Source organism: Bartonella sp. AC10YNML (assembly GCF_042196825.1).
Taxonomy (GTDB): Bacteria; Pseudomonadota; Alphaproteobacteria; order Rhizobiales; family Rhizobiaceae; genus Bartonella.
Genome location: NZ_JBHIRA010000006.1, coordinates 102,677 through 124,617 on the forward strand (window position 1 = coordinate 102,677; position 21,941 = coordinate 124,617).

Genomic DNA, 21,941 nt, shown 5'->3' on the forward strand with positions numbered 1-21,941 from the left:
CAAAATCTATTTTCCCCTATAAACAAAAAGCGAATAAGATAAAAACACTGTTTACATAGCTATAATGAAGAGAAAATTTGCATAAATTGCAACTACATCTTTGCGAAGAATATGAAAACGGCATGGTTAGCACCATGCCGTTATATCTTACAATCCACGTTTGTTAATCATTGCCTCTGGTAAAGGCATCCGTCCCCGAAAAGCTTTATAAAGCTCCTCTGGATCACGACTTCCCCCAGCAGAGTAAATAAAGCGTTTCAACTTATTAGCAAGCTCTGAATTAAAAACATCTCCCGTTTCTTCAAAAGCCTGAAAAGCATCAGCATCAAGCACTTCTGACCACATATAAGAATAGTAACCAGCGGCATAACCATCCCCTGCAAATACATGCATAAAATGTGGAGGACGATGGCGCATAATAATTGTATCAGGCATTTGCAGCTTGTCTAATTCTTGGCGTTCAAACACTGTTGGATCAGTGACTTTTTCTCCTTGGTGAAAAGCCATATCCACGAGAGCTGATGAGATAAATTCAACCGCAGAAAATCCAGCACTAAATGTCTGTGCTGCTAAAACTTTATCTATCAACTCTTGTGGCATAGGAAGCCCTGTTTTTGCATGTATAGCATAAGATTTTAATACTTCTGGTACAGTTAACCAATGTTCATAAAGTTGAGAAGGCAGCTCAACAAAATCACGCGCAACCGATGTTCCCGATACAGATGGCCATACAACATCAGAAAGCAAACCATGCAATGCATGCCCAAACTCGTGAAAAAGCGTACGTGCATCATCAAGAGATAAAAGAGCAACCTCCCCTTTGGATGGTTTAGCAAAATTACAAACATTGTAGATAATGGGCTTTTGTCCGCCTTCCAATTTATGTTGTGATTGCAAACTACTCATCCACGCACCAGACCGTTTTGAAGAACGTGCAAAATAATCACCAATGAAAAGCCCAAGTAAGCTTCCATCAGATTTCTTTACTTCCCATAAACGTGCATCAGGATGCCAAAGTGCAACAGCATTTTTTTCTTCAAATGTAATGCCAAAGAGTTTTTCTGCTACTCCAAAAGCCGCTTTAATCATATGATCAAGTTGAAAATAATATTTAATTTCAGCGCCATCAAAAGAAAATTTTTCAGTGCGAAGTTTTTCAGCATAATAACGCCAATCCGAAGCTGTTAAAGATTCATTGCTTCCCTGATTATTGGCAAAATTTTGTAATCCAATTTGCTCAGTAGAAGCCTTCGCTTTTGCTCGCTCCCATACAGGCATAAGCAAATTCATAACAGAATCAACACTTTTAGCCATGGTATTATCGAGTTTTAAATCCGCAAAAGATTTATATCCCAATAATTTAGCTTGCTCATCTCGAAGCGCAACAACCTCTAAAATAATGGTTCGATTGTCATTCTTGTTATTATTTTCACCACGTTTAGCCCAAGCTTGGAATGCAACTTTACGCAAATCACGACGATCAGAGAATTTTAAAAAAGGTTCAACAATTGAGCGTGCTAGTGTTAATGCATAGGCTTCTTCACTGCCTCTTTCGTACGCAATTTCTTTCATTGAGGCAATAAGATCTTCCGGTAAACCAGATAAGTCTGTTTGTTTTAAAAATAGAATCCATTCAGCTTCATCGTTTAAGACATTTTGCCCAAAAGTAGCATTTAAAAAAGCGAGTCTTTCATTAATTTCTACAAGCCGTTTTTTCGCTTTTTCATCTAATTTTGCACCATGACAAACAAACTTTTTCCACCATAATTCAAGAACACGTGTTGTTTCACTCTCAAATGTCCCCTGTTGCGACTGTTTATAAAGCACATCTATTTTCGCAAATATCCGTGCATCCATCATCATTTTTGAAGAATAACGAGAAAGTTTTACAACGAACTCTTGTTCAAGCTGTTGAATCAACGCATTCGTATGAGCACTGGTACGCAAGAAAAATATTGAACAGATACGATTAAGCGCTTTGCCACAAAGCTCAAAAGGTTGCAAAAAGTTCTCAAGTGTTGGTGGTTCTTGCACCATCGCAATCGCTTCTAGTTCTTCTTCGGCTTCTTGAAGTGCCTGTTCAAAAGCGGGTTTAAAATCTTCATCATTTATAGAAAAAAAATCAGGAAGACCTGAAAATCCCTTCCAGTCCAGCACTGCTGCTTTTGTCATAATATTTTATGTCTCCATTATAAATTTAAACTGTAACAATTATCTTTACGACACAAATTGATAACATACTAAAACTATTTTGTGAGTTTCAAAACTACCTTTCAAAACGCTATTGAATAAAAAACCTGAAAATCGTACAGTTCTTCCATTTCAAACCATATTATATTGAAGCAATAAAGATTATTCGCTCGCACATCACAATAGAATTGCATATTAACAAAAACACTTGGAGAAAAGCATAATCTCCACTCTTTATAAAATATTGCTGTAGATTCTTTTGAAAATCAAAAACTTCATTAAAGAAATGATGGTAAAAATCAGAACTGATTTTTACATTTACGTTTTTATATTATCCTCAAATTAAGCTGTATTCTCGTTTCAGTGATTCAGAAACTTGTTCATAACTGATAATTTATCCTTGACTTTAACTTAAAATATTAACAATTGAAAATATAGTCGGGGAGGTTTTTTTCAAATCTTCCATAAATTTTTGTTTTTATCTCATCTATTATTTAGATTTACAACTCCCCAACTCTTCAGGAGGTACTTTATCATGACTGAAATTAAAACGGCCTTCGACTTCAAAAATTTTTCTCCTGAAGCTCTCGCTGAAAAATTAAAAAATCAGCATTTTGCAGACTCTATTGATATCATCAATGATCTCGATATCATGGAACGTGTCACTATTCTTAGTCTTCTACCTCTTGATTATGTTATCGAACTTTTTGATAAACCAGAGCTTGAGCAACCTGCTGCCATCCTAGAACTTCTCCCTATAAATCGTGCTGTTGAAATTCTTGATGGCATGTCTGCCGATGCTGCTGCAGACGTCTTTCAAGAAATGGATAAAGAAACCCGCACACGACTTTATGCCTTGCTTAACCCCTTAACGCGCGCTGAACTTAAAAAACTCACCAGTTATCCTGACCATACAGCAGGAGCACTGATGACAACAGAGTTTATAGCCGTTCCTTCGAACTGGACCATACAAAAAACTTTGGATCACATTCGTGAAGTCGAGCGAACACGTGAAACAGTTTATACCAGCTATGTGATTGATCCTAAAACAGGTACTCTTCTCAAAGCTGTTTCACTGCGTAACCTTATTCTTGCCTCACCTGATGAACAAATTCTTAATGTCCCTACCCATGACTCGCCCATTACAATATCGCCCTTCACACATCATGAAGATATCGCACGCCTTTTCCAACGCCATGATCTTCTCTCTGTGCCTGTAGTTGATGAAAGTAACCATGTCATTGGCATTGTAACCGTTGATGACGTGCTTGATACTATGGTCGATGAGATGAATGAAGATGCCTATAAATTTGGGGGTATGGAAGCGCTTAATAAGCCCTATATGCAAATTAAGTTTCCTGAAATGATGAAAAAACGTGGCGGGTGGCTCGCTTTACTCTTTATCGGTGAAATGCTGACAGCAAGCGCTATGCAGCATTTCGAAACAGAACTCGAAAAAGCGATTATTCTTACACTGTTCATACCTCTCATTATGAGCTCAGGAGGAAATTCCGGCTCACAAGCTACATCCCTTATTATCCGTGCATTGGCTTTACGTGAACTCACATTAAAAGACTGGTGGAAAGTTATTATTCGTGAAATTCCAACAGGATTATCCCTTGGTCTCTTACTCGGAATTATTGGTGTTACGCGCATTGCTCTTTGGCAAAAACTGGGTATCTACGACTATGGCCAACATTGGATTGCTATTTCGACAACAGTGGGTACAGCTTTAGTTGGAATCGTTACCTTTGGTTCTCTTTCTGGATCTATGTTGCCTTTTATTCTTAAAGGTTTAAAATTTGATCCAGCAAGTGCTTCTGCTCCTTTTGTGGCAACTTTAGTAGATGTCATGGGCATTATAATCTATTTTTCTGTAGCTTCCCTCATTTTGTCAGGAACTCTCCTTTAAACATGTAAAGTAAAAACTCTTACTTATGGAAAAATCTTGTCATGTAACCTAAGATTCTTTCCATAAGAGAATAAGCTTTATTATTTATTTTTCTAGCGCACCGCTCTATAGATAATTTATTATTTTTTTGAATAACAGCTCCGAATAACGTAATTTCACCTCATCATAAAGCTTCTCATATTAAATCGATTAAAGTCATCTTCTTGCCAGTCACAAACGAGATCGGTGTATGGCTAAAAACTATTCAAGAAAAAAAAAATACTTCTTATATCATCTCTCTCTCGTATCAAAAACTGGCGCAATATTGACAGCTGAGAAAGAATAATAATGATGATACTCAACAAGCTTTATATTTCTTCACAAAGGCGTTAATAGTATACTATTCGCGTATGTTATATCATTTATGAGCCCTATCATGGAATGGATGTAGTGTACATTAAGCGATCTCTCTTAAGTACATGAATATGCAACAAAAAGTATATTCTGTTTAAAGTGTTCTGTTTGGCATGAAAAGCATACTCCTATTAGAGAATGCAATTAACAAAAAAGTGTAAGGCAATGCACTATCTCCATGGTTTAAAAAATATTACTTTAGATGCTTTTGAAATCATAAATTGGATTAACGGCAAAAATGGGAATTTTCTTTGGATACCTTCATATTCTTTCTAAATAAGACTGTATTCCGGGTTCATAAATAAATCAAAAGATATAACTCTTGCCCTAATCTGGCATACAAAAGCTAGAACTTCTTATAAAATTCTTAATCGTCTCAATATTTACCTCAAATACACGATTGCATTAGATCTGGATTTTGATTGACAAGTTATTGAATAAGAAAAAGCTTTATTTAGAATAAAAATATTGTAAAATTGTCAATAAATTGGCTATGGATTGAGAGATATTCCGGATTTTTATCAATCTCTTTGCAAAACAACAACAACAATACCGCTAGCTTTATACTTACTTACTCTTACAAGAATTCATATAAATTTCTTGTGTCATATTGATAAAAATCAAATTGACTGTGATTTTTGGGATAATTCTTAGCTCGAGAATAGAACATACGTATTATAAAAAACTTTTACGAAGCTTCAGAAATTGAAGCTCAATAGAGCCTTAAAGACTTGGATAAATAGTTTTGCCATAAAAATATTGCCTCCATCTTCCAAAATTATAAAAAAACATGTAAAAGGTTTTCTAATAATCAGGCAAAGAATGTAAAGACTTTGCCTCAAATGAAATTTCATTAAACGAAAAGAAGAAAATTTATGCAATTGCGTAACATTGCCATCATTGCCCACGTTGACCATGGGAAAACAACGCTTGTAGACGGGCTTCTCAAGCAATCAGGAAACTTCCGTGATAATCAACGTACAAGCGAACGTATGATGGATTCAAACGATATTGAGAAAGAACGCGGAATTACAATCCTAGCGAAAGTGACATCTGTTGTTTGGAAAGATACTCGAATTAATATTGTTGATACACCAGGACACGCTGACTTTGGTGGAGAAGTTGAACGCATCCTCAATATGGTTGATGGAGCCATCGTCCTTGTTGATGCAGCTGAAGGACCAATGCCACAAACAAAATTTGTCGTTGGCAAAGCATTGAAAGTAGGTTTGCGCCCTATTGTTGCTATTAATAAAATTGACCGACCTGATGCACGCGTTGATGAAGTTATTAATGAGGTTTTTGACCTTTTCGCTGCTCTTGACGCAACTGATGAACAGCTTGATTTTCCCATTCTTTATGGTTCAGGACGCGATGGATGGATGGCTGAAGCCCCCGAGGGACCAAAAGATCAAGGATTAGGTCCTTTATTTGATCTTGTAACGCGGCATGTTCCTTCCCCTAGCGTCGCAGAAGGCCCATTCCGCATGATTGGAACTATTCTTGAAGCGGATCCGTTTTTGGGACGAATTATTACAGGTCGTATTCATTCCGGCTCTCTAAAACCCAATCAAAATGTCAAGGTTCTGGGACAAGATGGAAAACTTTTAGAAACTGGGCGGATTTCAAAAATTCTAGCATTTCGTGGTCTAGAACGGCAACCTATTGAAGAAGGAAGTGCTGGTGATATTGTTGCGATTGCAGGTCTGCAAAAAGGTACCGTCGCTGATACTTTCTGTGATCCTACGGTTAATGAACCCCTTACTGCCCAACCAATTGATCCTCCTACTGTGACGATGAGTTTTCTCGTCAACGATAGCCCCCTTGCAGGAACTGAAGGCGATAAAGTAACAAGTCGTGTCATTCGTGACCGATTGTTAAAAGAAGCAGAAGGCAATGTCGCTCTTAAAATTGAAGAATCAGCCGATAAAGATTCTTTCTACGTTTCAGGACGAGGAGAATTACAGCTTGCAGTTCTTATTGAAAATATGCGCCGTGAAGGATTTGAGCTTAGTGTTTCACGTCCACGTGTTGTTATGCAAAAAGATGAAAATGGAACAATTCTTGAGCCAATCGAAGAAGTTGTTATCGATGTCGATGAAGAATATTCCGGTACTGTTGTACAAAAAATGTCTGAACGTAAGGGTGAAATGGTAGAATTACGTCCTTCTGGAGGTCATCGTGTCCGCCTTGTCTTTTACGCCCCAACTAGAGGACTTATTGGTTATCAATCTGAACTTTTAACGGACACACGTGGTACAGCAATTATGAATCGCCTTTTCCATGCTTATGAACCTTATAAAGGAGACATTGCTGGTCGCGTTAATGGTGTTATGATTTCTAATGACAACGGTGAATCTGTTGCTTATGCTCTTTTTAATCTTGAAGATCGTGGACCTATGATCATTGATGCAGGTGTGAAAGTCTATCAAGGTATGATTATTGGCATCCACTCACGCGATAATGACTTAGAAGTTAATGTGTTAAAAGGAAAAAAACTTACTAATATGCGCGCTTCCGGAAAAGATGAAGCGGTAAAGTTAACGCCTCCCATTAAAATGACATTAGAACGTGCCTTATCATGGATACAAGATGATGAACTTGTGGAGGTAACCCCTAAAAATATTCGTCTCCGCAAACTCTATCTTGATCCCAATGAACGTAAACGTTTTGAAAAAACACGTGCATCAATTTCAAGTTAATTTCATAATCTCTTTGGTAAAATATTTAATTGTATTGAGCCTCACTATATTCCAGAAAGGATGTCTCTATGAATATTAAGGAAATACCCGTAGGCAAAAATCCACCAGAAGATATTAACGTTATTGTGGAAGTCTCTCTTGGTGGTCAGCCAATAAAATATGAGATGGATAAAAAGTCGGGTGCATTATTTGTTGACCGTTTTCTTCATACATCGATGGTTTATCCTGGAAATTACGGTTTTGTCCCTCATACGCTTTCAGATGATGGTGATCCTATTGATGTCCTTATCTGTAATACCCGTCCACTTATACCTGGTTGTGTTATCAATGTTCGCCCCATCGGAGCTCTAATGATGGAAGATGATGGTGGTAAAGATGAAAAAATTATTGCCATTCCCACGACAAAATTAACAAAACGCTATATCAATATTCATGACTATACAGATCTGCCCGAGATTACACTCAAACAAATTGAACATTTCTTCAAGCATTATAAAGATCTGGAACCTGGAAAATGGGCTAAAATTGAAGGATGGCGTGATAAAAACTTTGCTCATGAATTAATTAAGCAAGCTGTTGAGCGCAATAAAAAAGTATAACGATTTTAATAAAATAAAGCCTATAAAAAATAGGCTTTGTTCTTTATTTTTTCTACGAGATGCAATCTCTAAAGGATTGCCATATCTGCTTTAGCTCTTCTAAATGTGTTGAAAAGTAAAGTTGTTTGTAGCGAGATATTGCGCCGCTTTTCAGAGAAATAGAAGAAGATGGGATTTTCCACTGCTTCGCAAGAAATTTAATGAGAGCTTTATTCGCTTTTCCATCTTCAGGAACAGCACGAAGGCGTATAACCAGATATTGCTTTTCACCATCCCTACATTCAACCCCTATTATTTTGTCAACAGATGATTTGGGAATGAGATATACAAATAAAATCAAGTTATTTTTATCAACTTGATAAAACATGTATTCGCCTCAAGTAACATTTCTATACATACATGTTTGCGTAAACACGCCACATAAAAGTACGAATAAAATAAATAATAACGAACACTATAATAGGTGAAATATCAATTGTTCCCAAATTTGGTAAAATTTGCCGGATACGGCTTAGAACGGGATTTGTAAGACGATATAGAAAGCTTCCTATCAAAACAACAAAGCGATTGCGTGAATTTATGATATTAAAGACATAAAGCCAAGAAAAAATGACACTAGCGATTAAAATATCAATATAAATCTCAAAAATCAAATCAATCGTTCGAAGCAATGCATAAATCATGCGTCATCCCTTTCAATCAAGGAAACAGAAGAGCGTATAGAAAACCTTCATTAAAGCAGGCCTGTGTATCAAAAAATGGTTTTATATTTCAATACTCTTTTTTCTTGAATAAAAACCAGACATCTAAATTCTTCATCTCTCTATTTAATGACGATGCAGTTAGAAAACAAATATCAAAAGTAAAAATAGCACATAAAATAGAAGAAACGGCAAAAAATCTGAATATCCCTTATAGGATTAATCTTAAATCTCATCGTTTTAATTATTAATTATAAAAAACAAACAAACTAAAAGCGGCCTTTAAAAGGCCGTTTTTAGTTTTAAAATTATTTTTGCAAAGCAGTCAAACGATTAAGAGCACTGCTAAAACCATCTAGCTGAATAAATAAATCATTCAAAGCTGGTTCACCTGCAGCAGCAATTGTCATCGCCAACTTTAACTGTTTTCCAGAACGCAAAGCTGCTACGTGATTTTTGTCAAAAACGACAGGAACCACACAACCTGCTGGCACACAAGTCCTTATACCAGTTTCAATAACAGCTTTCCCTTCATCAACTTGCAAACGAACAGGTTTAGAAACCAAAATGCCAAAAGGAACGGTTAAGCTACCTGATACAACACCCTCAGCATTGAGAATAAGGCTCATAGCCACAACAACACGCCCTTGCTCATTTACTTCTTGACGATGCATAAAGCAAACTTTTTTCCCTTCTTGTAACCCACAATTAATGGTCCACAAGCCATAGGTTTCAGTTAAAGAAGAAGCACCATTTGGTAATGTCTCTACTGCATCTTTTGGTGCAGAAGGCTTTGAACCTGTTGCAAATGCAACAGATGAAATACTCAAAAGAGTACAAACTATAAGTAAATTAAATAACTTTTTCATTTTATATCCCTGTTCTTTACATAAAAGAGAAACATATTTATTATTTATAAATTAATATAAAGCATCTCAATACAAAAAGCTTTCTTATAGTCATATAGCTTTTATAACAACCGAAGGCTACCTCGAAATTCGCTAACAACTTTCATATAAACATGCTTTTTAAAAGAAACAACAATTAAAGGAAGGGTTTCTAGATCAACCCATTTCCATTGATCGAACTCCGCTTTATTGCCTTCTGGCGGCGGATTAATCGCAATTTCAGAAAGCTTTCCTGTAAACTGGAAAGCAAACCACTTTTGTATTTGTCCACGATATTTATTGCTTAATGTGCACCCAATAAGTTCTTGTGGAAAATCATAGTGAAACCAATTTTGTGCTTCTTTAATCAACTTTATAGATCGAATACCCGTTTCTTCATAAAGTTCACGATACGCTGCATCTAATGGTTTTTCATCTTCATCAATCCCTCCTTGAGGAAGCTGCCAACGATGAGATATGTCAATATCTGCATCTGGATGAATGGGCATCATTAAACGACGCCCAACCCACACTTTACCCTCATGATTAAAGACAACAATCCCAACACATTTGCGATATGGAAGAATCTTCAAATTAATACCTGCATCCATTTAATATTCCTCAAAATCGCAAGCTATAGATATCAATTCTCACTTTAACACATCCTTATTGGGATCTGGTGGAAACGCTGCATTTACCATTTCACCTCGTAATAGTTTATAGGCCTCATTCAATTGAATATCATCTTTAGGGTCTTTGGGAACAAAAGCAGCTGAACCAGATCCTTTATTACTCTCTCGTTTTCCTTTGATATGTCCTTTTAATGCAGACTCACCAACTTTTACATCATAACCCTTATATTTTTCGGGGAGTGGCTGCTCTACAATAATATCAGGCGTGATCCCTGTTCCTTGAATAGAAGTGCCAGATGGCGTGTAATAAAGTGCTGTTGTTAAGCGTAAAGCCCCATTTTCACCCAAAGGAATAATTGTTTGAACAGATCCTTTACCAAAAGACTGCGTCCCTAAAATTGTTGCACGACGATGATCTTGCAATGCACCCGCAACAATTTCGGAAGCACTTGCCGAACCACCATTAATAAGAACAATGAGCGGTTTTCCATTGATGACATCACCTGGCTTCGCATCAAATCTTGTCACATCACTCTTTTTGCGCCCACGAGTCGACACAATTTCACCTTTATTGAGAAAAGCACTCGAAACATTAACAGCTTGATCTAAAAGCCCACCCGGATTAAGCCGCAAATCAAGAACGTAACCTTTTAGCTTATCTTCAGGAATTTTAGATTGGATATCTTTAATTGCCGCTAGAAGATTATTTAATGTCTGCTCAGAAAACTGAATAACTCTCACATATCCAATGTCACCCTCAACCCGATATTTCACCGCTTTTACTTTGATAATATCACGAATAATCTTCACTTCAAATGGCTTATCAACGCCAGAACGAATAATTGTTAAGGTAATTGGTGTTCCAGGAGCACCTCGCATCTTATTAACAGCTTCATTCAATGTTTGACCATTCGTTTGTACATCATCAATTTTTGAAATAAGGTCTCCTGCTAGAATACCTGCTTTTGAAGCAGGAGTATCATCCATTGGTGAAACGACTTTAATTAAGTTTTTTTCCATAGTGACCTCAATACCAAGACCTCCGAACTCTCCTTTCGTAGAATCCCGCATATCCTTGGCTTCTTCGGCATTCAAATAAGATGAATGAGGGTCCAGTGATGTGAGCATGCCATTGATAGCATTTTCAATAAGCTTTTTATCATCTGGAACTGTAACATATTGCATACGCACACGCTCAAAAACATCGCCAAATATAGCTAGCTTTTTATATGCATTATCTTCATTATTCGCAGCAACAGACTGCACCATAATCATTGAACAGGCGCCGAGCAATACCCCAGCGACCAAAAGAATAACTTTACGAATCATTTTGGCTCCTTCTTATTTTTTCAGTCTGCCACCAAGGAGTTGGATTTACAGGTTTTCCCTGCTTTCTAAACTCAATGTAAAGCATTGGAGAAGTTTTTCCTATATCCAATGCAACACTGTTTGAAATAAATTGCATCTCCATTATACCCAGAGGCTCACCTGAAAGAACAAACTGCCCCTGTTTTACATTAATTCTCGACATTCCAGTAAGAATGATATGATAACCATTTCCAACGTTGAGAATGATTAAATGTCCGTAAGAACGAAATGGCCCAGCAAAAGCAACAAAAGCATCCACAGGTGATATAACAACAGCTCCTGACTCTGTTTCTATCGTTTCACCAAAGCGCGTAATCTGCGAATTATTATGAGAAAATCGAATTCTTTTTCCTGAAACAGGAAAAAGTAAAGAACCTTTTCGGCTTTCAAAATTGGACTGTTCTAACAATTGCAAACTTTTCCGTACCTGTACTGATGCATCAGAGCTAAGTTTTGACTGACGATCAAGCTCTAAAATCAATTCTTCCAAAGACTGCGCTTTTTTAGCAAGAGCAATATTTTTTCGTTGCTGTTCTGTAAGTTCTTTTTCTGATTTTGTTTGTAGTTTGTTTTTTTTGTCTAATAAAAGCTCTAAACGTTTTCGCTGCTCTGCTTGATTTTGCAGTTTTGTCTTTAATCCTGTATATTCCCTAGTAATGGAATTACTCAAATTGGTCAACTCCTTGAGTTTTACTGTTAAATCTCGTGTTTTCTCCTGCATCTGAGGAATAACTGTACCTAATAAAACAGAACTACGGATAGAAGCCAACGCATCCTCTGGCTGTATCATAAGAGCAGGAGGCGGATTCAATCCCATACGCTCCAAAATTGCAAGAACTTCTGCAAATTCAGCACGACGATTTTTTAAACTTTGATAGACTTGTACCCGCTTTTCTATCATTTTTTTAAGCTTTTCTTCCCTTTTAGCAATATCATCTGCTACTATACGTTCTTCTTTAGCCGCCTTTATGAGTGCATCACTCAAAACACGTTGATCTTTTTTTAAATGCTCAACTTGATGCATAAGAAAAGCAACACGCTCACGCGAAAGTGAAATATTTTGGCGAATTTCTCCCAATTCTTTATGGACTTCCGTACTCCTCATTGTATCTTCCGCATGCGATACAGAAAAGCAAAAAAACATACTCAAGAGCAGAATGACAAATATGACGCACTCCTCATATAAATATAGCATCTTTCTATGAAGAAGCTTTTTCATTTGCAAAAACCATGACACCTCATCGTATACATTAGAGATGCTTTAAATGGTGTCAGCTAAAACAATATTAATAAACATATAAATAAGTGCTAAAAATTGAACAAAAATATTAAAAACGATGATACGGATGATTATTTTCAATTGTTACAGCGCGATAAAGTTGTTCTGTAAGAAGAATACGTGCAATTTGATGTGGCCACGTCATCAAACCAAAAGATAAAAGAAAATCAGCACGCTTCCTTATTTGCTCATTATGCCCATCAGGTCCTCCCAAAGCAATGACGACATCTCGAATTCCCTCATCACGATAACACCTCAATTTTTCAGAAAAAGAAGTTGACGAAATCGATTCTCCACGCTCATCTAACACAATTAATCGACATTTTTCAGGTAAAAATTCAATAAGTTTTCTCCTCTCTTCCTCCATACGTTGACAAACTGTTTGAGCACGACTTTCTGGTATCTCTTGTAACTTTTTTAAATGAAAGCCTACAGCACCAGAACTTTTAGAAAAACGATCCAAATAATGTTGAACCAATGTTTGCTCTGCCCCACTTTTCATACGACCAACCGCAAAAATAGAAATTTGCATTTTAATGATCTCCGAAGAGAAGCAAAGCCGTATCATTTAAATCCGGCGTCATCCATATTTTTTCTAAATTATAAAAAAGACGAACTTCTGGACGAAAAAGATGAATGATAATATCACCTGTATCAATCAATACCCAGTCACCTCCAGCAAGCCCTTCTACACGCGCAAGCCCCTGCCCACTATCTTTCCAAGTATGTAATAAATGATCAGCAACAGAAGATACATGACGCTGCGAATTTGCTGAAGCTATGACCATATAATCAGCCAAAGATGACTTCCCTCGAATATCAATAGCAACAATATCTTCTGCTTTTGTATCTTCTAAACTCTTGAGAATAACTTCAAGACTCTCACTAACAGAAAAAACTTTTTTTTCTTTTGAAGGCATAATATCATAAGAGTGTTTGTGTGCAACGTTTTTCAGATCAATATCCTTTCTTGTCGTTGTGTAATGTCAAAAAGAGACTTCTTTAGAAAGAAGCAGAATCTTATGAAATGTTCAAGAAAAATCATTCTTCTCCAAACGAAGGTTTGTTGAAGATTGAAAAGATAAAGGTCCATGCAAATAAGTCCAAACTGGCGGTTTTATAAAAGGTAAGCGCCCACTTTCTCTCTCATCCAAACGAAATCGGCGATAAATCTGTGCCATAGGAGAAAAGAGTGCCGACCTATGGCCTAAAGGACGATCAATAATCGCAATAGGAAGCATAGAGACAATATCACGCCATCGATACCAATGATGTATCGTTGTAAAACTATCCGCTCCCATAATCCATACAAAATTTACACCACTGTAATGGGTAAGAATATGGAAAATTGTATCTACCGATACTTTGCTCCCTATAGCTTTTTCAAAACCTGTCAAGCGAATTTTCGGATGGTCAATAAGTTTAAAACTTAATCGCATTCTCTCCTCTAAAGGGAGTAACTGTGTACAATCCTTTAAAGGATTGCCTGGACTAACCATCCACCATAACTGATCAAGATGTAAACGCCGAATGGCAATTTTTGCAACGAGAAGGTGCCCCGCATGCGGCGGATTAAAGGAACCACCAAAAAGACCTACAACATTAGATCTTTCAACATGTGGCATACAATTTTTCCATGGAAAAAATAGGCTTTTCAAACTCTAACCTGACCATTTCCTTTAACATGATATTGAAATGATGTTAGCTGTTCAACACCTATGGGACCACGTGCATGCATTTTTCCTGTTGCGATACCAATTTCCATTCCAAAACCAAATTCACCTCCATCAGCAAACTGTGTCGATGCATTGTGTAATAAAATAGCTGAATCTAAATGATTAAAAAAGATCTTCACCACTTCCAAATCCTCAGCAATAACCGATTCCGTATGTCCTGATGAATAACGCTTGATATGAGCAATAGCTCCCTCAACCCCCTCAACCGTTTTAACAGAAAGAATAGCATCAAGATATTCATGTGACCAATCTTCTTCAGAGGCTAATTTTACATCTGGCATAAGAAAAACAATATCTTCTGTGGCGCGAATTTCACATCCCTTCTCCTGTAAAGCAGTTAAAACAGGAAGAAACTTTTTTAATGCTTGGCTGTCAATGAGAACTGTCTCAACAGCACCGCATATCCCTGTTCGCCGCAGCTTTGCATTTAAAACAATATTGCGTGCCATATCTAAATCTGCCGATTTATCAATATAAATATGACAAAGTCCCTCCAAATGAGCAAAAATTGGAACACGTGCATCAGACTGAACGCGGGCAACAAGGCTCTTTCCACCACGTGGTACAATCACATCAATCGCTCCATCCAATCCTTTGAGCATTTCCCCAACGGCAGCACGATCTGTCGTTCCAACCATTTGGATAGCATCTTTGGGTAAACCAGAGCGCTCTAATCCTTGTACCAACGCACAATGAAGTGCATGAGAAGAATGAAAGCTATCCGAACCACCGCGCAAAATCGCAGCATTGCCCGCTTTTAAACACAAAGCACTCGCATCAATTGTAACATTTGGGCGACTCTCATAAATAATGCCAATTACACCAAGAGGTGTTCTTACACGACTTATATGAAGCCCATTGGGGCGTGTCCACGCACTTATGACCTGCCCAACAGGATCAGATAAATGAGCAACTTGACGAACACTATCTATCATTGCACCCAAACGCAATTCATCTAATCTAAGCCGATCAATCATTGCTGCTTTCAAATTATTCTGAGCAGCCTTCTCTAAATCCAAACAATTCGCCTGTAAAATTTCATCTGAGTAAGCCTCTAGGCTTAAAGCGATCATTTCCAATGCATTGTTCTTTTGCTCAGAAGAAGCAACAGCCAATGCTGCAGCGGCATAGCGTGCTTTTTGTCCCATATCTTTCATTTTTTCTTCTAAAGTCATCGTATCATCCACTCTGCCAAAATAATAAAAACAAAAGTAACTTTTTTAAACAGAATTGATCAAGCAACGTACAATCATATCATTACGATGCACCATAGCAGAGCGCGCCTCATACCCAAGAATAGCTTCAATTTCTTCACTTTTATGTCCTATAATGCGTACAGCCTCATCTTTGTCATAGCTTACAAGTCCACGCGCAATCTCAACTCCATCTGTACCAACAATTGCAACCGTATCCCCACGCTGGAAATTTCCCTCAACGCCAATAACCCCTGCTGCTAATAATGATTTTCCTGTTTCAAGAGCCCTAATGGCTCCTTGATCAATCGTCAAAACACCAGATGGATCTAAATGACCAGAAATCCATGTTTTCCAAGCATTGACAGATTTCTTACTTGCTGCAAAAAAACTCTTGCGTTCACCTTTGTCAATTGCAGCAAGGGGATTCATACGTTTGCCTGAAGTGATAATCATCGCCGTTCCAGCAGCATTAGCTATTTTTCCGGCATCAAGCTTAGTCTTCATTCCTCCCCGCGAAAACTCTGAAGCAGCAACATCTGCCATTTTTTCGATATCATGCGTAATGGATGCAACAAAAGGTATAAATTCAGCCGTAGGATCTCTATGGGGAGACTTTGTATAAAGACCATCAATATCAGATAAAAGTATTAAAAGATCTGCCCTCACCATTGTTGCCACACGTGCAGCTAAACGGTCATTATCACCATAACGAATTTCAGTTGTCGCAACAGTATCATTCTCATTAATAACAGGCACAGCCCCCAAATATAAAAGCATCTCAATCGTTGCACGTGCATTGAGATAACGTCTTCGCTCCTCCGTATCAAATAAAGTAAGCAAAATTTGGCCTGTTTTGAGCCCATGTTGAGCAAGCGCATCACCATAGGTTTTCGCTAACTCAATTTGCCCCAAAGCAGCACATGCCTGACTTTCTTCCAATTTCAAAGCCCCCTTAGGAAGCTGTAGCAATGTCCTTCCTAAAGCAATAGCCCCTGAAGACACCAATAATATCTCTACACCTTTTTTGTGTAATCCAACAACATCACTGATCAAACTTTTAAGCCATTCAACCCGTAACCCTGTCTGAGGATCAACCAAAAGTGCAGATCCAATTTTGACCACGATACGTTTATAGTGTGTGAGTTTTTGCAATCCAACAGCCATCTCAATCAATCCTGCTATCCCCACCGTTCTCCTCTTTACGTGAAATTTCAATAATACGTGCACCAGCACGCAGCACATTTTCTAAACCTTCGCGACTAACCGCAGAAAACATCATAACAGGTTGATCCGTTACTCTTTGTAAAGCTTCCTGTTTCGTTTTACGCTCGTCAACCGTGAGCGTATCTATTTGGCTTAAAGCGACAATTTCAGTCTTATTACTTAGATTGTTTCCATAAGACTCAAGTTCATGACGCACAATTTGATATGCTTTTGCAACATCTTCTTCTTGAGCAGAAATCAAATGAAGGAGGACACGACAACGTTCCACATGTCCTAAAAAACGGTCTCCAATTCCCACCCCTTCATGGGCTCCTTCGATTAACCCCGGAATATCAGCCAAAACAAATTCACGACCATCAATTCGTACAACACCAAGATGAGGATGTAGAGTGGTAAAAGGATAATCTGCAACTTTTGGTTTTGCAGCCGTCACAGAAGCTAAAAAAGTCGATTTCCCAGCATTTGGTAAACCAACAAGTCCCGCATCAGCAATTAACTTCAAACGAAGCCATATTGCACGCTCTTCTCCAGACAAACCTGGATTTGCACGACGCGGTGCCCGATTTGTCGATGTTGTAAAGTGAAGATTGCCAAAACCGCCATTCCCGCCTTTTGCAAGGCGATAGCGCTGTCCCACTTCCGTTAAATCACAGATTAACGTTGTATTATCTTCTTCAAAAATTTGCGTCCCAACCGGAACTTTAAGGATGACATCATCACCCTTCTCACCCGTCATATTACGCCCCTTGCCATGTCCCCCTGTTTTTGCTTTAAAATGTTGTTGGTATCGATAATCAATCAGCGTGTTAAGCCCATCAACAACAAGCACCCAGACATCACCTCCCCGCCCCCCATTCCCCCCATCAGGCCCCCCAAATTCTATGAATTTTTCACGACGAAATGATACTGCTCCAGAACCTCCATTACCAGAACGAATATAAACTTTAGCTTGATCAAGAAATTTCATTGGAAGCGCTCACTGAGGAATCAATCTTTCTACCTCTATAGGCAATATATTAATTTTACCAGCTTTTCATCATTGTTAACAGAGAAACTCTAAATATCTCTGAATAACTATTTGAAAAAATCATCATACTTAAATACATGCGTAAAGTTAAGCTTTTTCAAATACGTAAGTAAAGTTAAGCCTTCTTAAAAGAAGGTGCTATTCTTGTATTTTTGTTTTTCCCTTAAATTCAAGCGCTAAAAGATAAAGCTCCACTGATTCTGATCGGCTTGCGGGTGGTTTAACATGATAGACTTTTTTAAAATGCTGTTTTAGTATTGTGAGAAGAGTGTTTTCTGCTCCACCTTGAAAAGCCTTTGCCAAAAAATGCCCACCAGGTTTTAGAACAGAAAGAGCAAAATCAGCAGCAACTTCACATAAATAAATCGTTCTTAAATGATCTGTTTGACGATGTCCTGTTGTTGGTGCAGCCATATCAGAAAGTACAACATCCGGCTTTGTTCCTAAAGCATCAATTAATTTCTGCGGTGCATCTGCATGTAAAAAATCCATTTCCAGCATCACAACCCCAGGCAACGGATCAACATGCAAATAATCAATACCAACCACGCTAGGCTTTTCATCACTTGACCCTATTATATGCCCAGCCACCTGACACCATCCCCCAGGTGCTGCTCCTAGATCAATAACCTTTTGTCCTTTTTTCAAAAAACTATAACGTTCATTAATTTCAATGAGTTTATAAGCCGCACGTGAACGATAACCATCTACTTTTGACTGATGAACATAAGGATCATTCAGATGCCTCTCTAACCATCGCCGTGATGAAGCTTTAATGGTTCCTGCTTTCTTTTTTACGCGCTGATATAATTCATGTGACCCTGAACCTCCATAGCCACCCTTGGGTGTTTTTGTTATTTTTTTCATCGTTATTCATTGTCTCCATATTTAGTTCTCTAACGCTTGAAATCTCTGCTCTTTCTATGACGACACCATACACCATCGCGTAACATCAGCTCTATTAAAATTCCTTCCCTTAATCCACGATCAGCAACCCTTAAACGCTGACTTGGCCAAACTTCTCGAATAACATCTAAAATTGCACAACCAGCTAAAACTAAATCTGCTCTCTCTCGCCCAATAAAAGGACTTATTACGCGTTTTTCTATATCCCATGACAATAGGCGTTTTGTCATAAGAGTAATGTCTGCATCATTCATCCAAATGCCATCCACTTTTCTTCTATCATAACGCTCTAAATTAAGATACATTCCTGCTAAAGTCGTAACTGTACCAGAGGTTCCCAAAAGATGAAACTTCGGACCTTGCGCTAACTCTCCTAATTTATGACGATCTGAAAAATTATTTAACAACCTTCGCACATAGCTTTTCATTTTTTCAAAATCGTCTAAACTAATATTATTTCCTCCAAAACGTTCAGCAAGTGTAACAACACCAACAGGAAGAGAAGTCCAAGCGATAATCTGTCCAGATAAACGAAAAGAACGTTTTTGAGAAACATCAAGGAGAACAATTTCTGATGATCCTCCTCCAATATCAAAAAGCACAATTGCATCAATATTTGGCTCAACAAGCGTACTGCACCCTGTAACCGCAAAACGCGCTTCTGTTTGCCGATCAACAATTTCCAATTCAAGACCTGTTTCATCCAAAACACGCTGAATAAAATGCCTACCATTTTCCGCTGAACGGCAAGCTTCCGTTGCAATCAAACGATAACGCTTAATATGCCTTTGTTTTAATTTTAAATGACAAATCTTTAATGCTTCAATCGCACGATCCATAGCTTGCGTATTAAGAAAACCGTTATTTATTAAACCTTCTCCCAATCGTACAATACGAGAAAAAGCATCAACAACACGAAAATATCCAGGTTTACTGGGAGATGCGATAAGAAGACGACAATTATTCGTTCCCAGATCAAGCGCCGCATAAAGAGGTGGGGATTTTACTTGAGAAAACCGTCGAAGAAAAGGAACTTTGAGTTTTTTTGTTTTTTGAGCTCCTATCATTGTCTGACCATGAAACTCAAAAGCTGTTTCCGATTGAATAAAAACCTGTTTCTGTTTACAATATTTTTTTCTCTGTTGTCCCTTTATATCAACAAATATGGAGTGTGCCTCTGTTCGTGACAATGCAGAAAGATTGTTTTTATTACTACCACACGGATCATAGAACTGATCTGCTTCAGTATCGCATGTTTCTCCTCGCTCTGACTCTTTTGAACCATAATTTAACGGGGTCATTTCTCTCATCCTTTGAGCGTTTCCCCCAATAAATAAACGCAAAAACTCTTCTACTCACTCCTAAATAAAGCAACAATGCAGCATCAAATAATAAAAGAAACCATTCCTTCTTTTTCTATCATCAAAATTTTCTACGCTAGCATTATTCAGATTTTGGTATAATCTTTTGGTTGTTTTCATGAAATCATTCTTCTCTTTATGAATTGAAAACTATAAATTAATCGTTTACGTTCACATTAATTTTTATAAATTATGCTCTTTTCTTTATACCATTTACCGGAGCACACCTCTATTGTAACAAACCTACACTATCATACTATTTGCTGACTCTTAAGGTTACAACAACCTATACATTAGTACGGTTTATAAGAAAAATTTTTTTAATCTCGTTATCCACACACGAGCCTCGTTTGTTATATACAATGAAATAGCTTTGATTATGCTGGAATAAAAGTTCTGTAGTACTACACAATGCAATTACAATAGCTGTTATTTTGTGAATACCAATAAAAACTATCGTTCAAAAAAACCCCTAGAATTATAAATTTATCTGAAAAATATTAATACATAACCAGACCGCTTAAAAAAAGAATTTAGTCTACTCATTATTGTAAGAAATAAATCGATTATTTCTAATCTTTTTTATTTTTAATAACTAACGAAATCTTTCTTTAAGCATTACGGGAAACACTAACTTGATTTTCTATTACATATAAAGAACTTACTGTGACTTTATATTTCATAAAACTCTCACTATTTCCAACAAATCATCTCGATATCATATTATATAAAACTTCTTACTTATTTAATCTTATAATTTACACTCAGAAATATAATACAACAATTTATGGAAAAATGACTCTTGTTAAAAATACTCGATGGATTCTAAGGACGGAAAGAATTAAGTGCTGCATTTAACCCTTTAAATGGTACAGTAAAAGAAAATACCTTACCTTCTTTAGTTTTATAGGAAATACGTACCTTATTGTTCTGCTCTATTTGTTTAGTCAAAACCGGCCCTACAGGTGATTGTGCCAAACAAACCGTTTCATTACATTGCGTATAATTAATAAGAACAGGTTTTTTAACACCTTTTACAAACATTTGAATCGGAACATTTATATCAGAATTTGGCAATGTTCGAAAAAGCATCACTGCTTGACCACTTGTCGTAGAAACAAGAGACCAACTAAAAATGGTATTTCCTTCTTGATCATGAACCGTCTGTGTCACATTACATATACCTTGCTTATGTTTGAGCTTTTGTTTTTCGTCACAAATCAAAGTCCAATCATAAAACTGCATAATAATTCGACGTGTTTCGCCAGGTTCTCCCTTAGGTATCGATAAGTGCGGTGGATGCACTGTATAAATATTATTGTTCTCGTTGGCAAAGCTCTCGCTCTTGCCTATTAAGGCAAGAGCAAGCAGAATCTTTACTAACATACTTCTCGTTTTTACAATAACAGCCATTTTTTCTATTATCATCTCAACCTCAGAGTAATTCCAGCGCCTATTCCCCAATGACCTCCAGCACTTGTCACAGACACATTCGAGCGAATATTTCCATCTTCAGATGTATAACCAGCACCAATAGCAAGTGCAGATTGACTGCGCCACAAACCACTCCCAAATGAAACACTTAAAGATCCTGGTATATCATAGTAACGTAAGTTGGACACCGCTAGGCCAATAGCAGCAGCTTGTCTTGCTTCTTTCCGAACATCCTGAATAGCATAATTCAATGTCTCAAACTTCATATCCGTATAGGATTTCGACTCGTTAACACCATCATTGACAAGACCACTAATTTTCTCATCCGTATACTTATTGGCATCTTCAAGAACTATCTTCATCTGCTCTTCAGTATAATCATGTAACTGACCAC

20 protein-coding genes are annotated in these 21,941 nt (G+C 37.4%); 3 read left to right on the forward strand and 17 right to left on the reverse strand.

Features of this window, described 5'->3' with window-relative positions; genetic code table 11:
• Positions 1-147: 147 nt before the first annotated feature.
• A complete protein-coding gene (locus tag ACFINA_RS04825) occupies positions 148-2,172 on the reverse strand; it encodes a M3 family metallopeptidase (RefSeq protein WP_375615165.1) in 2,025 nt (674 codons plus the stop codon).
• 553 nt (positions 2,173-2,725) lie between these two features.
• Here ACFINA_RS04825 and mgtE point away from each other — a divergent pair.
• The 3 genes from mgtE (at position 2,726) to ppa (ending at position 7,796) form a co-directional block, all read left to right on the forward strand.
• Positions 2,726-4,102: a magnesium transporter gene (gene mgtE / locus ACFINA_RS04830; protein ID WP_375606748.1), complete on the forward strand. Its 1,377-nt coding sequence runs from the start codon at positions 2,726-2,728 to the stop codon at positions 4,100-4,102.
• Between the two features lie 1,268 nt (positions 4,103-5,370).
• Positions 5,371-7,197 carry a translational GTPase TypA gene (gene typA, locus ACFINA_RS04835; RefSeq protein ID WP_375606747.1) on the forward strand — a complete coding sequence of 609 codons (1,827 nt, stop codon included), beginning with the start codon at positions 5,371-5,373 and terminating at the stop codon, positions 7,195-7,197.
• Positions 7,198-7,265: 68 nt separating this feature from the next.
• Positions 7,266-7,796 carry an inorganic diphosphatase gene (gene ppa / locus ACFINA_RS04840; RefSeq protein ID WP_375606746.1) on the forward strand — a complete coding sequence of 177 codons (531 nt, stop codon included), beginning with the start codon at positions 7,266-7,268 and terminating at the stop codon, positions 7,794-7,796.
• Positions 7,797-7,848: 52 nt separating this feature from the next.
• Here the strand turns inward: ppa and ACFINA_RS04845 are convergent, their stop codons facing one another.
• From ACFINA_RS04845 to ACFINA_RS04920, 16 genes are all read right to left on the reverse strand, one after another.
• Complete coding sequence (locus tag ACFINA_RS04845) at positions 7,849-8,163, reverse strand: DUF167 domain-containing protein (RefSeq protein WP_375606745.1); 315 nt, start codon at positions 8,161-8,163, stop codon at positions 7,849-7,851.
• A 22-nt stretch (positions 8,164-8,185) separates the two neighbouring features.
• Positions 8,186-8,479, reverse strand: a complete 294-nt coding sequence (locus ACFINA_RS04850; RefSeq protein ID WP_375610568.1) for a YggT family protein — start codon at positions 8,477-8,479, stop codon at positions 8,186-8,188.
• 326 nt (positions 8,480-8,805) lie between these two features.
• Positions 8,806-9,366 (reverse strand): invasion associated locus B family protein, encoded by a 561-nt coding sequence (locus tag ACFINA_RS04855; protein ID WP_375606743.1) that lies wholly within the window; start codon positions 9,364-9,366, stop codon positions 8,806-8,808.
• A gap of 101 nt (positions 9,367-9,467) precedes the next feature.
• Positions 9,468-9,995, reverse strand: a complete 528-nt coding sequence (locus ACFINA_RS04860) for an RNA pyrophosphohydrolase (protein WP_375606742.1) — start codon at positions 9,993-9,995, stop codon at positions 9,468-9,470.
• Between the two features lie 39 nt (positions 9,996-10,034).
• Positions 10,035-11,345 carry a S41 family peptidase gene (locus ACFINA_RS04865; protein WP_375606741.1) on the reverse strand — a complete coding sequence of 437 codons (1,311 nt, stop codon included), beginning with the start codon at positions 11,343-11,345 and terminating at the stop codon, positions 10,035-10,037.
• Positions 11,335-12,579, reverse strand: a complete 1,245-nt coding sequence (locus tag ACFINA_RS04870; protein WP_375615170.1) for a murein hydrolase activator EnvC family protein — start codon at positions 12,577-12,579, stop codon at positions 11,335-11,337. The genes ACFINA_RS04865 and ACFINA_RS04870 overlap by 11 nt, the downstream gene beginning before the upstream one ends.
• Positions 12,580-12,712: 133 nt before the next feature.
• The gene (rlmH, locus tag ACFINA_RS04875) at positions 12,713-13,195 is read right to left on the reverse strand and encodes a 23S rRNA (pseudouridine(1915)-N(3))-methyltransferase RlmH (protein WP_375615166.1); all 483 of its coding nucleotides are present in this window, start codon (positions 13,193-13,195) and stop codon (positions 12,713-12,715) included.
• Between the two features lies 1 nt (position 13,196).
• Complete coding sequence (gene rsfS, locus ACFINA_RS04880) at positions 13,197-13,583, reverse strand: ribosome silencing factor (RefSeq protein ID WP_375615167.1); 387 nt, start codon at positions 13,581-13,583, stop codon at positions 13,197-13,199.
• A gap of 111 nt (positions 13,584-13,694) precedes the next feature.
• Positions 13,695-14,288, reverse strand: a complete 594-nt coding sequence (locus ACFINA_RS04885; protein ID WP_375606738.1) for a nicotinate-nucleotide adenylyltransferase — start codon at positions 14,286-14,288, stop codon at positions 13,695-13,697.
• Positions 14,289-14,317: 29 nt separating this feature from the next.
• The gene (locus ACFINA_RS04890; protein ID WP_375606737.1) at positions 14,318-15,574 is read right to left on the reverse strand and encodes a glutamate-5-semialdehyde dehydrogenase; all 1,257 of its coding nucleotides are present in this window, start codon (positions 15,572-15,574) and stop codon (positions 14,318-14,320) included.
• 45 nt (positions 15,575-15,619) lie between these two features.
• A complete protein-coding gene (gene proB / locus ACFINA_RS04895; protein WP_375606818.1) occupies positions 15,620-16,759 on the reverse strand; it encodes a glutamate 5-kinase in 1,140 nt (379 codons plus the stop codon).
• A gap of 1 nt (position 16,760) precedes the next feature.
• Positions 16,761-17,786, reverse strand: coding sequence for a GTPase ObgE (obgE, locus tag ACFINA_RS04900; protein WP_375614580.1), 1,026 nt, complete (start codon positions 17,784-17,786; stop codon positions 16,761-16,763).
• 198 nt (positions 17,787-17,984) lie between these two features.
• On the reverse strand, positions 17,985-18,713 hold the full coding sequence (locus tag ACFINA_RS04905; protein ID WP_375606735.1) for an RlmE family RNA methyltransferase: 729 nt from the start codon (positions 18,711-18,713) through the stop codon (positions 17,985-17,987).
• 29 nt (positions 18,714-18,742) lie between these two features.
• Positions 18,743-20,053, reverse strand: coding sequence for a Ppx/GppA phosphatase family protein (locus ACFINA_RS04910; RefSeq protein ID WP_375607993.1), 1,311 nt, complete (start codon positions 20,051-20,053; stop codon positions 18,743-18,745).
• Positions 20,054-20,938: 885 nt separating this feature from the next.
• The gene (locus ACFINA_RS04915; RefSeq protein WP_375615168.1) at positions 20,939-21,541 is read right to left on the reverse strand and encodes an invasion associated locus B family protein; all 603 of its coding nucleotides are present in this window, start codon (positions 21,539-21,541) and stop codon (positions 20,939-20,941) included.
• A partial coding sequence (locus tag ACFINA_RS04920; protein WP_375615169.1) for a YadA-like family protein occupies positions 21,538-21,941 on the reverse strand: 404 nt, incomplete at its 5' end. The genes ACFINA_RS04915 and ACFINA_RS04920, both read right to left, overlap by 4 nt.

Excerpts from the sequence above, each read along its gene's own strand:
- ACFINA_RS04825 (WP_375615165.1), bottom strand. The coding sequence starts at position 2,172 with ATGACAAAAGCAGCAGTGCTGGACTGGAAGGGATTTTCAGGTCTTCCT.
- mgtE (WP_375606748.1), top strand. The coding sequence starts at position 2,726 with ATGACTGAAATTAAAACGGCCTTCGACTTCAAAAATTTTTCTCCTGAA.
- typA (WP_375606747.1), top strand. The coding sequence starts at position 5,371 with ATGCAATTGCGTAACATTGCCATCATTGCCCACGTTGACCATGGGAAA.
- ppa (WP_375606746.1), top strand. The coding sequence starts at position 7,266 with ATGAATATTAAGGAAATACCCGTAGGCAAAAATCCACCAGAAGATATT.
- ACFINA_RS04845 (WP_375606745.1), bottom strand. The coding sequence starts at position 8,163 with ATGTTTTATCAAGTTGATAAAAATAACTTGATTTTATTTGTATATCTC.
- ACFINA_RS04850 (WP_375610568.1), bottom strand. The coding sequence starts at position 8,479 with ATGATTTATGCATTGCTTCGAACGATTGATTTGATTTTTGAGATTTAT.
- ACFINA_RS04855 (WP_375606743.1), bottom strand. The coding sequence starts at position 9,366 with ATGAAAAAGTTATTTAATTTACTTATAGTTTGTACTCTTTTGAGTATT.
- ACFINA_RS04860 (WP_375606742.1), bottom strand. The coding sequence starts at position 9,995 with ATGGATGCAGGTATTAATTTGAAGATTCTTCCATATCGCAAATGTGTT.
- ACFINA_RS04865 (WP_375606741.1), bottom strand. The coding sequence starts at position 11,345 with ATGATTCGTAAAGTTATTCTTTTGGTCGCTGGGGTATTGCTCGGCGCC.
- ACFINA_RS04870 (WP_375615170.1), bottom strand. The coding sequence starts at position 12,579 with ATGCTATATTTATATGAGGAGTGCGTCATATTTGTCATTCTGCTCTTG.
- rlmH (WP_375615166.1), bottom strand. The coding sequence starts at position 13,195 with ATGCAAATTTCTATTTTTGCGGTTGGTCGTATGAAAAGTGGGGCAGAG.
- rsfS (WP_375615167.1), bottom strand. The coding sequence starts at position 13,583 with ATGCCTTCAAAAGAAAAAAAAGTTTTTTCTGTTAGTGAGAGTCTTGAA.
- ACFINA_RS04885 (WP_375606738.1), bottom strand. The coding sequence starts at position 14,288 with ATGCCACATGTTGAAAGATCTAATGTTGTAGGTCTTTTTGGTGGTTCC.
- ACFINA_RS04890 (WP_375606737.1), bottom strand. The coding sequence starts at position 15,574 with ATGACTTTAGAAGAAAAAATGAAAGATATGGGACAAAAAGCACGCTAT.
- proB (WP_375606818.1), bottom strand. The coding sequence starts at position 16,759 with ATGGCTGTTGGATTGCAAAAACTCACACACTATAAACGTATCGTGGTC.
- obgE (WP_375614580.1), bottom strand. The coding sequence starts at position 17,786 with ATGAAATTTCTTGATCAAGCTAAAGTTTATATTCGTTCTGGTAATGGA.
- ACFINA_RS04905 (WP_375606735.1), bottom strand. The coding sequence starts at position 18,713 with ATGAAAAAAATAACAAAAACACCCAAGGGTGGCTATGGAGGTTCAGGG.
- ACFINA_RS04910 (WP_375607993.1), bottom strand. The coding sequence starts at position 20,053 with ATGACCCCGTTAAATTATGGTTCAAAAGAGTCAGAGCGAGGAGAAACA.
- ACFINA_RS04915 (WP_375615168.1), bottom strand. The coding sequence starts at position 21,541 with ATGATAATAGAAAAAATGGCTGTTATTGTAAAAACGAGAAGTATGTTA.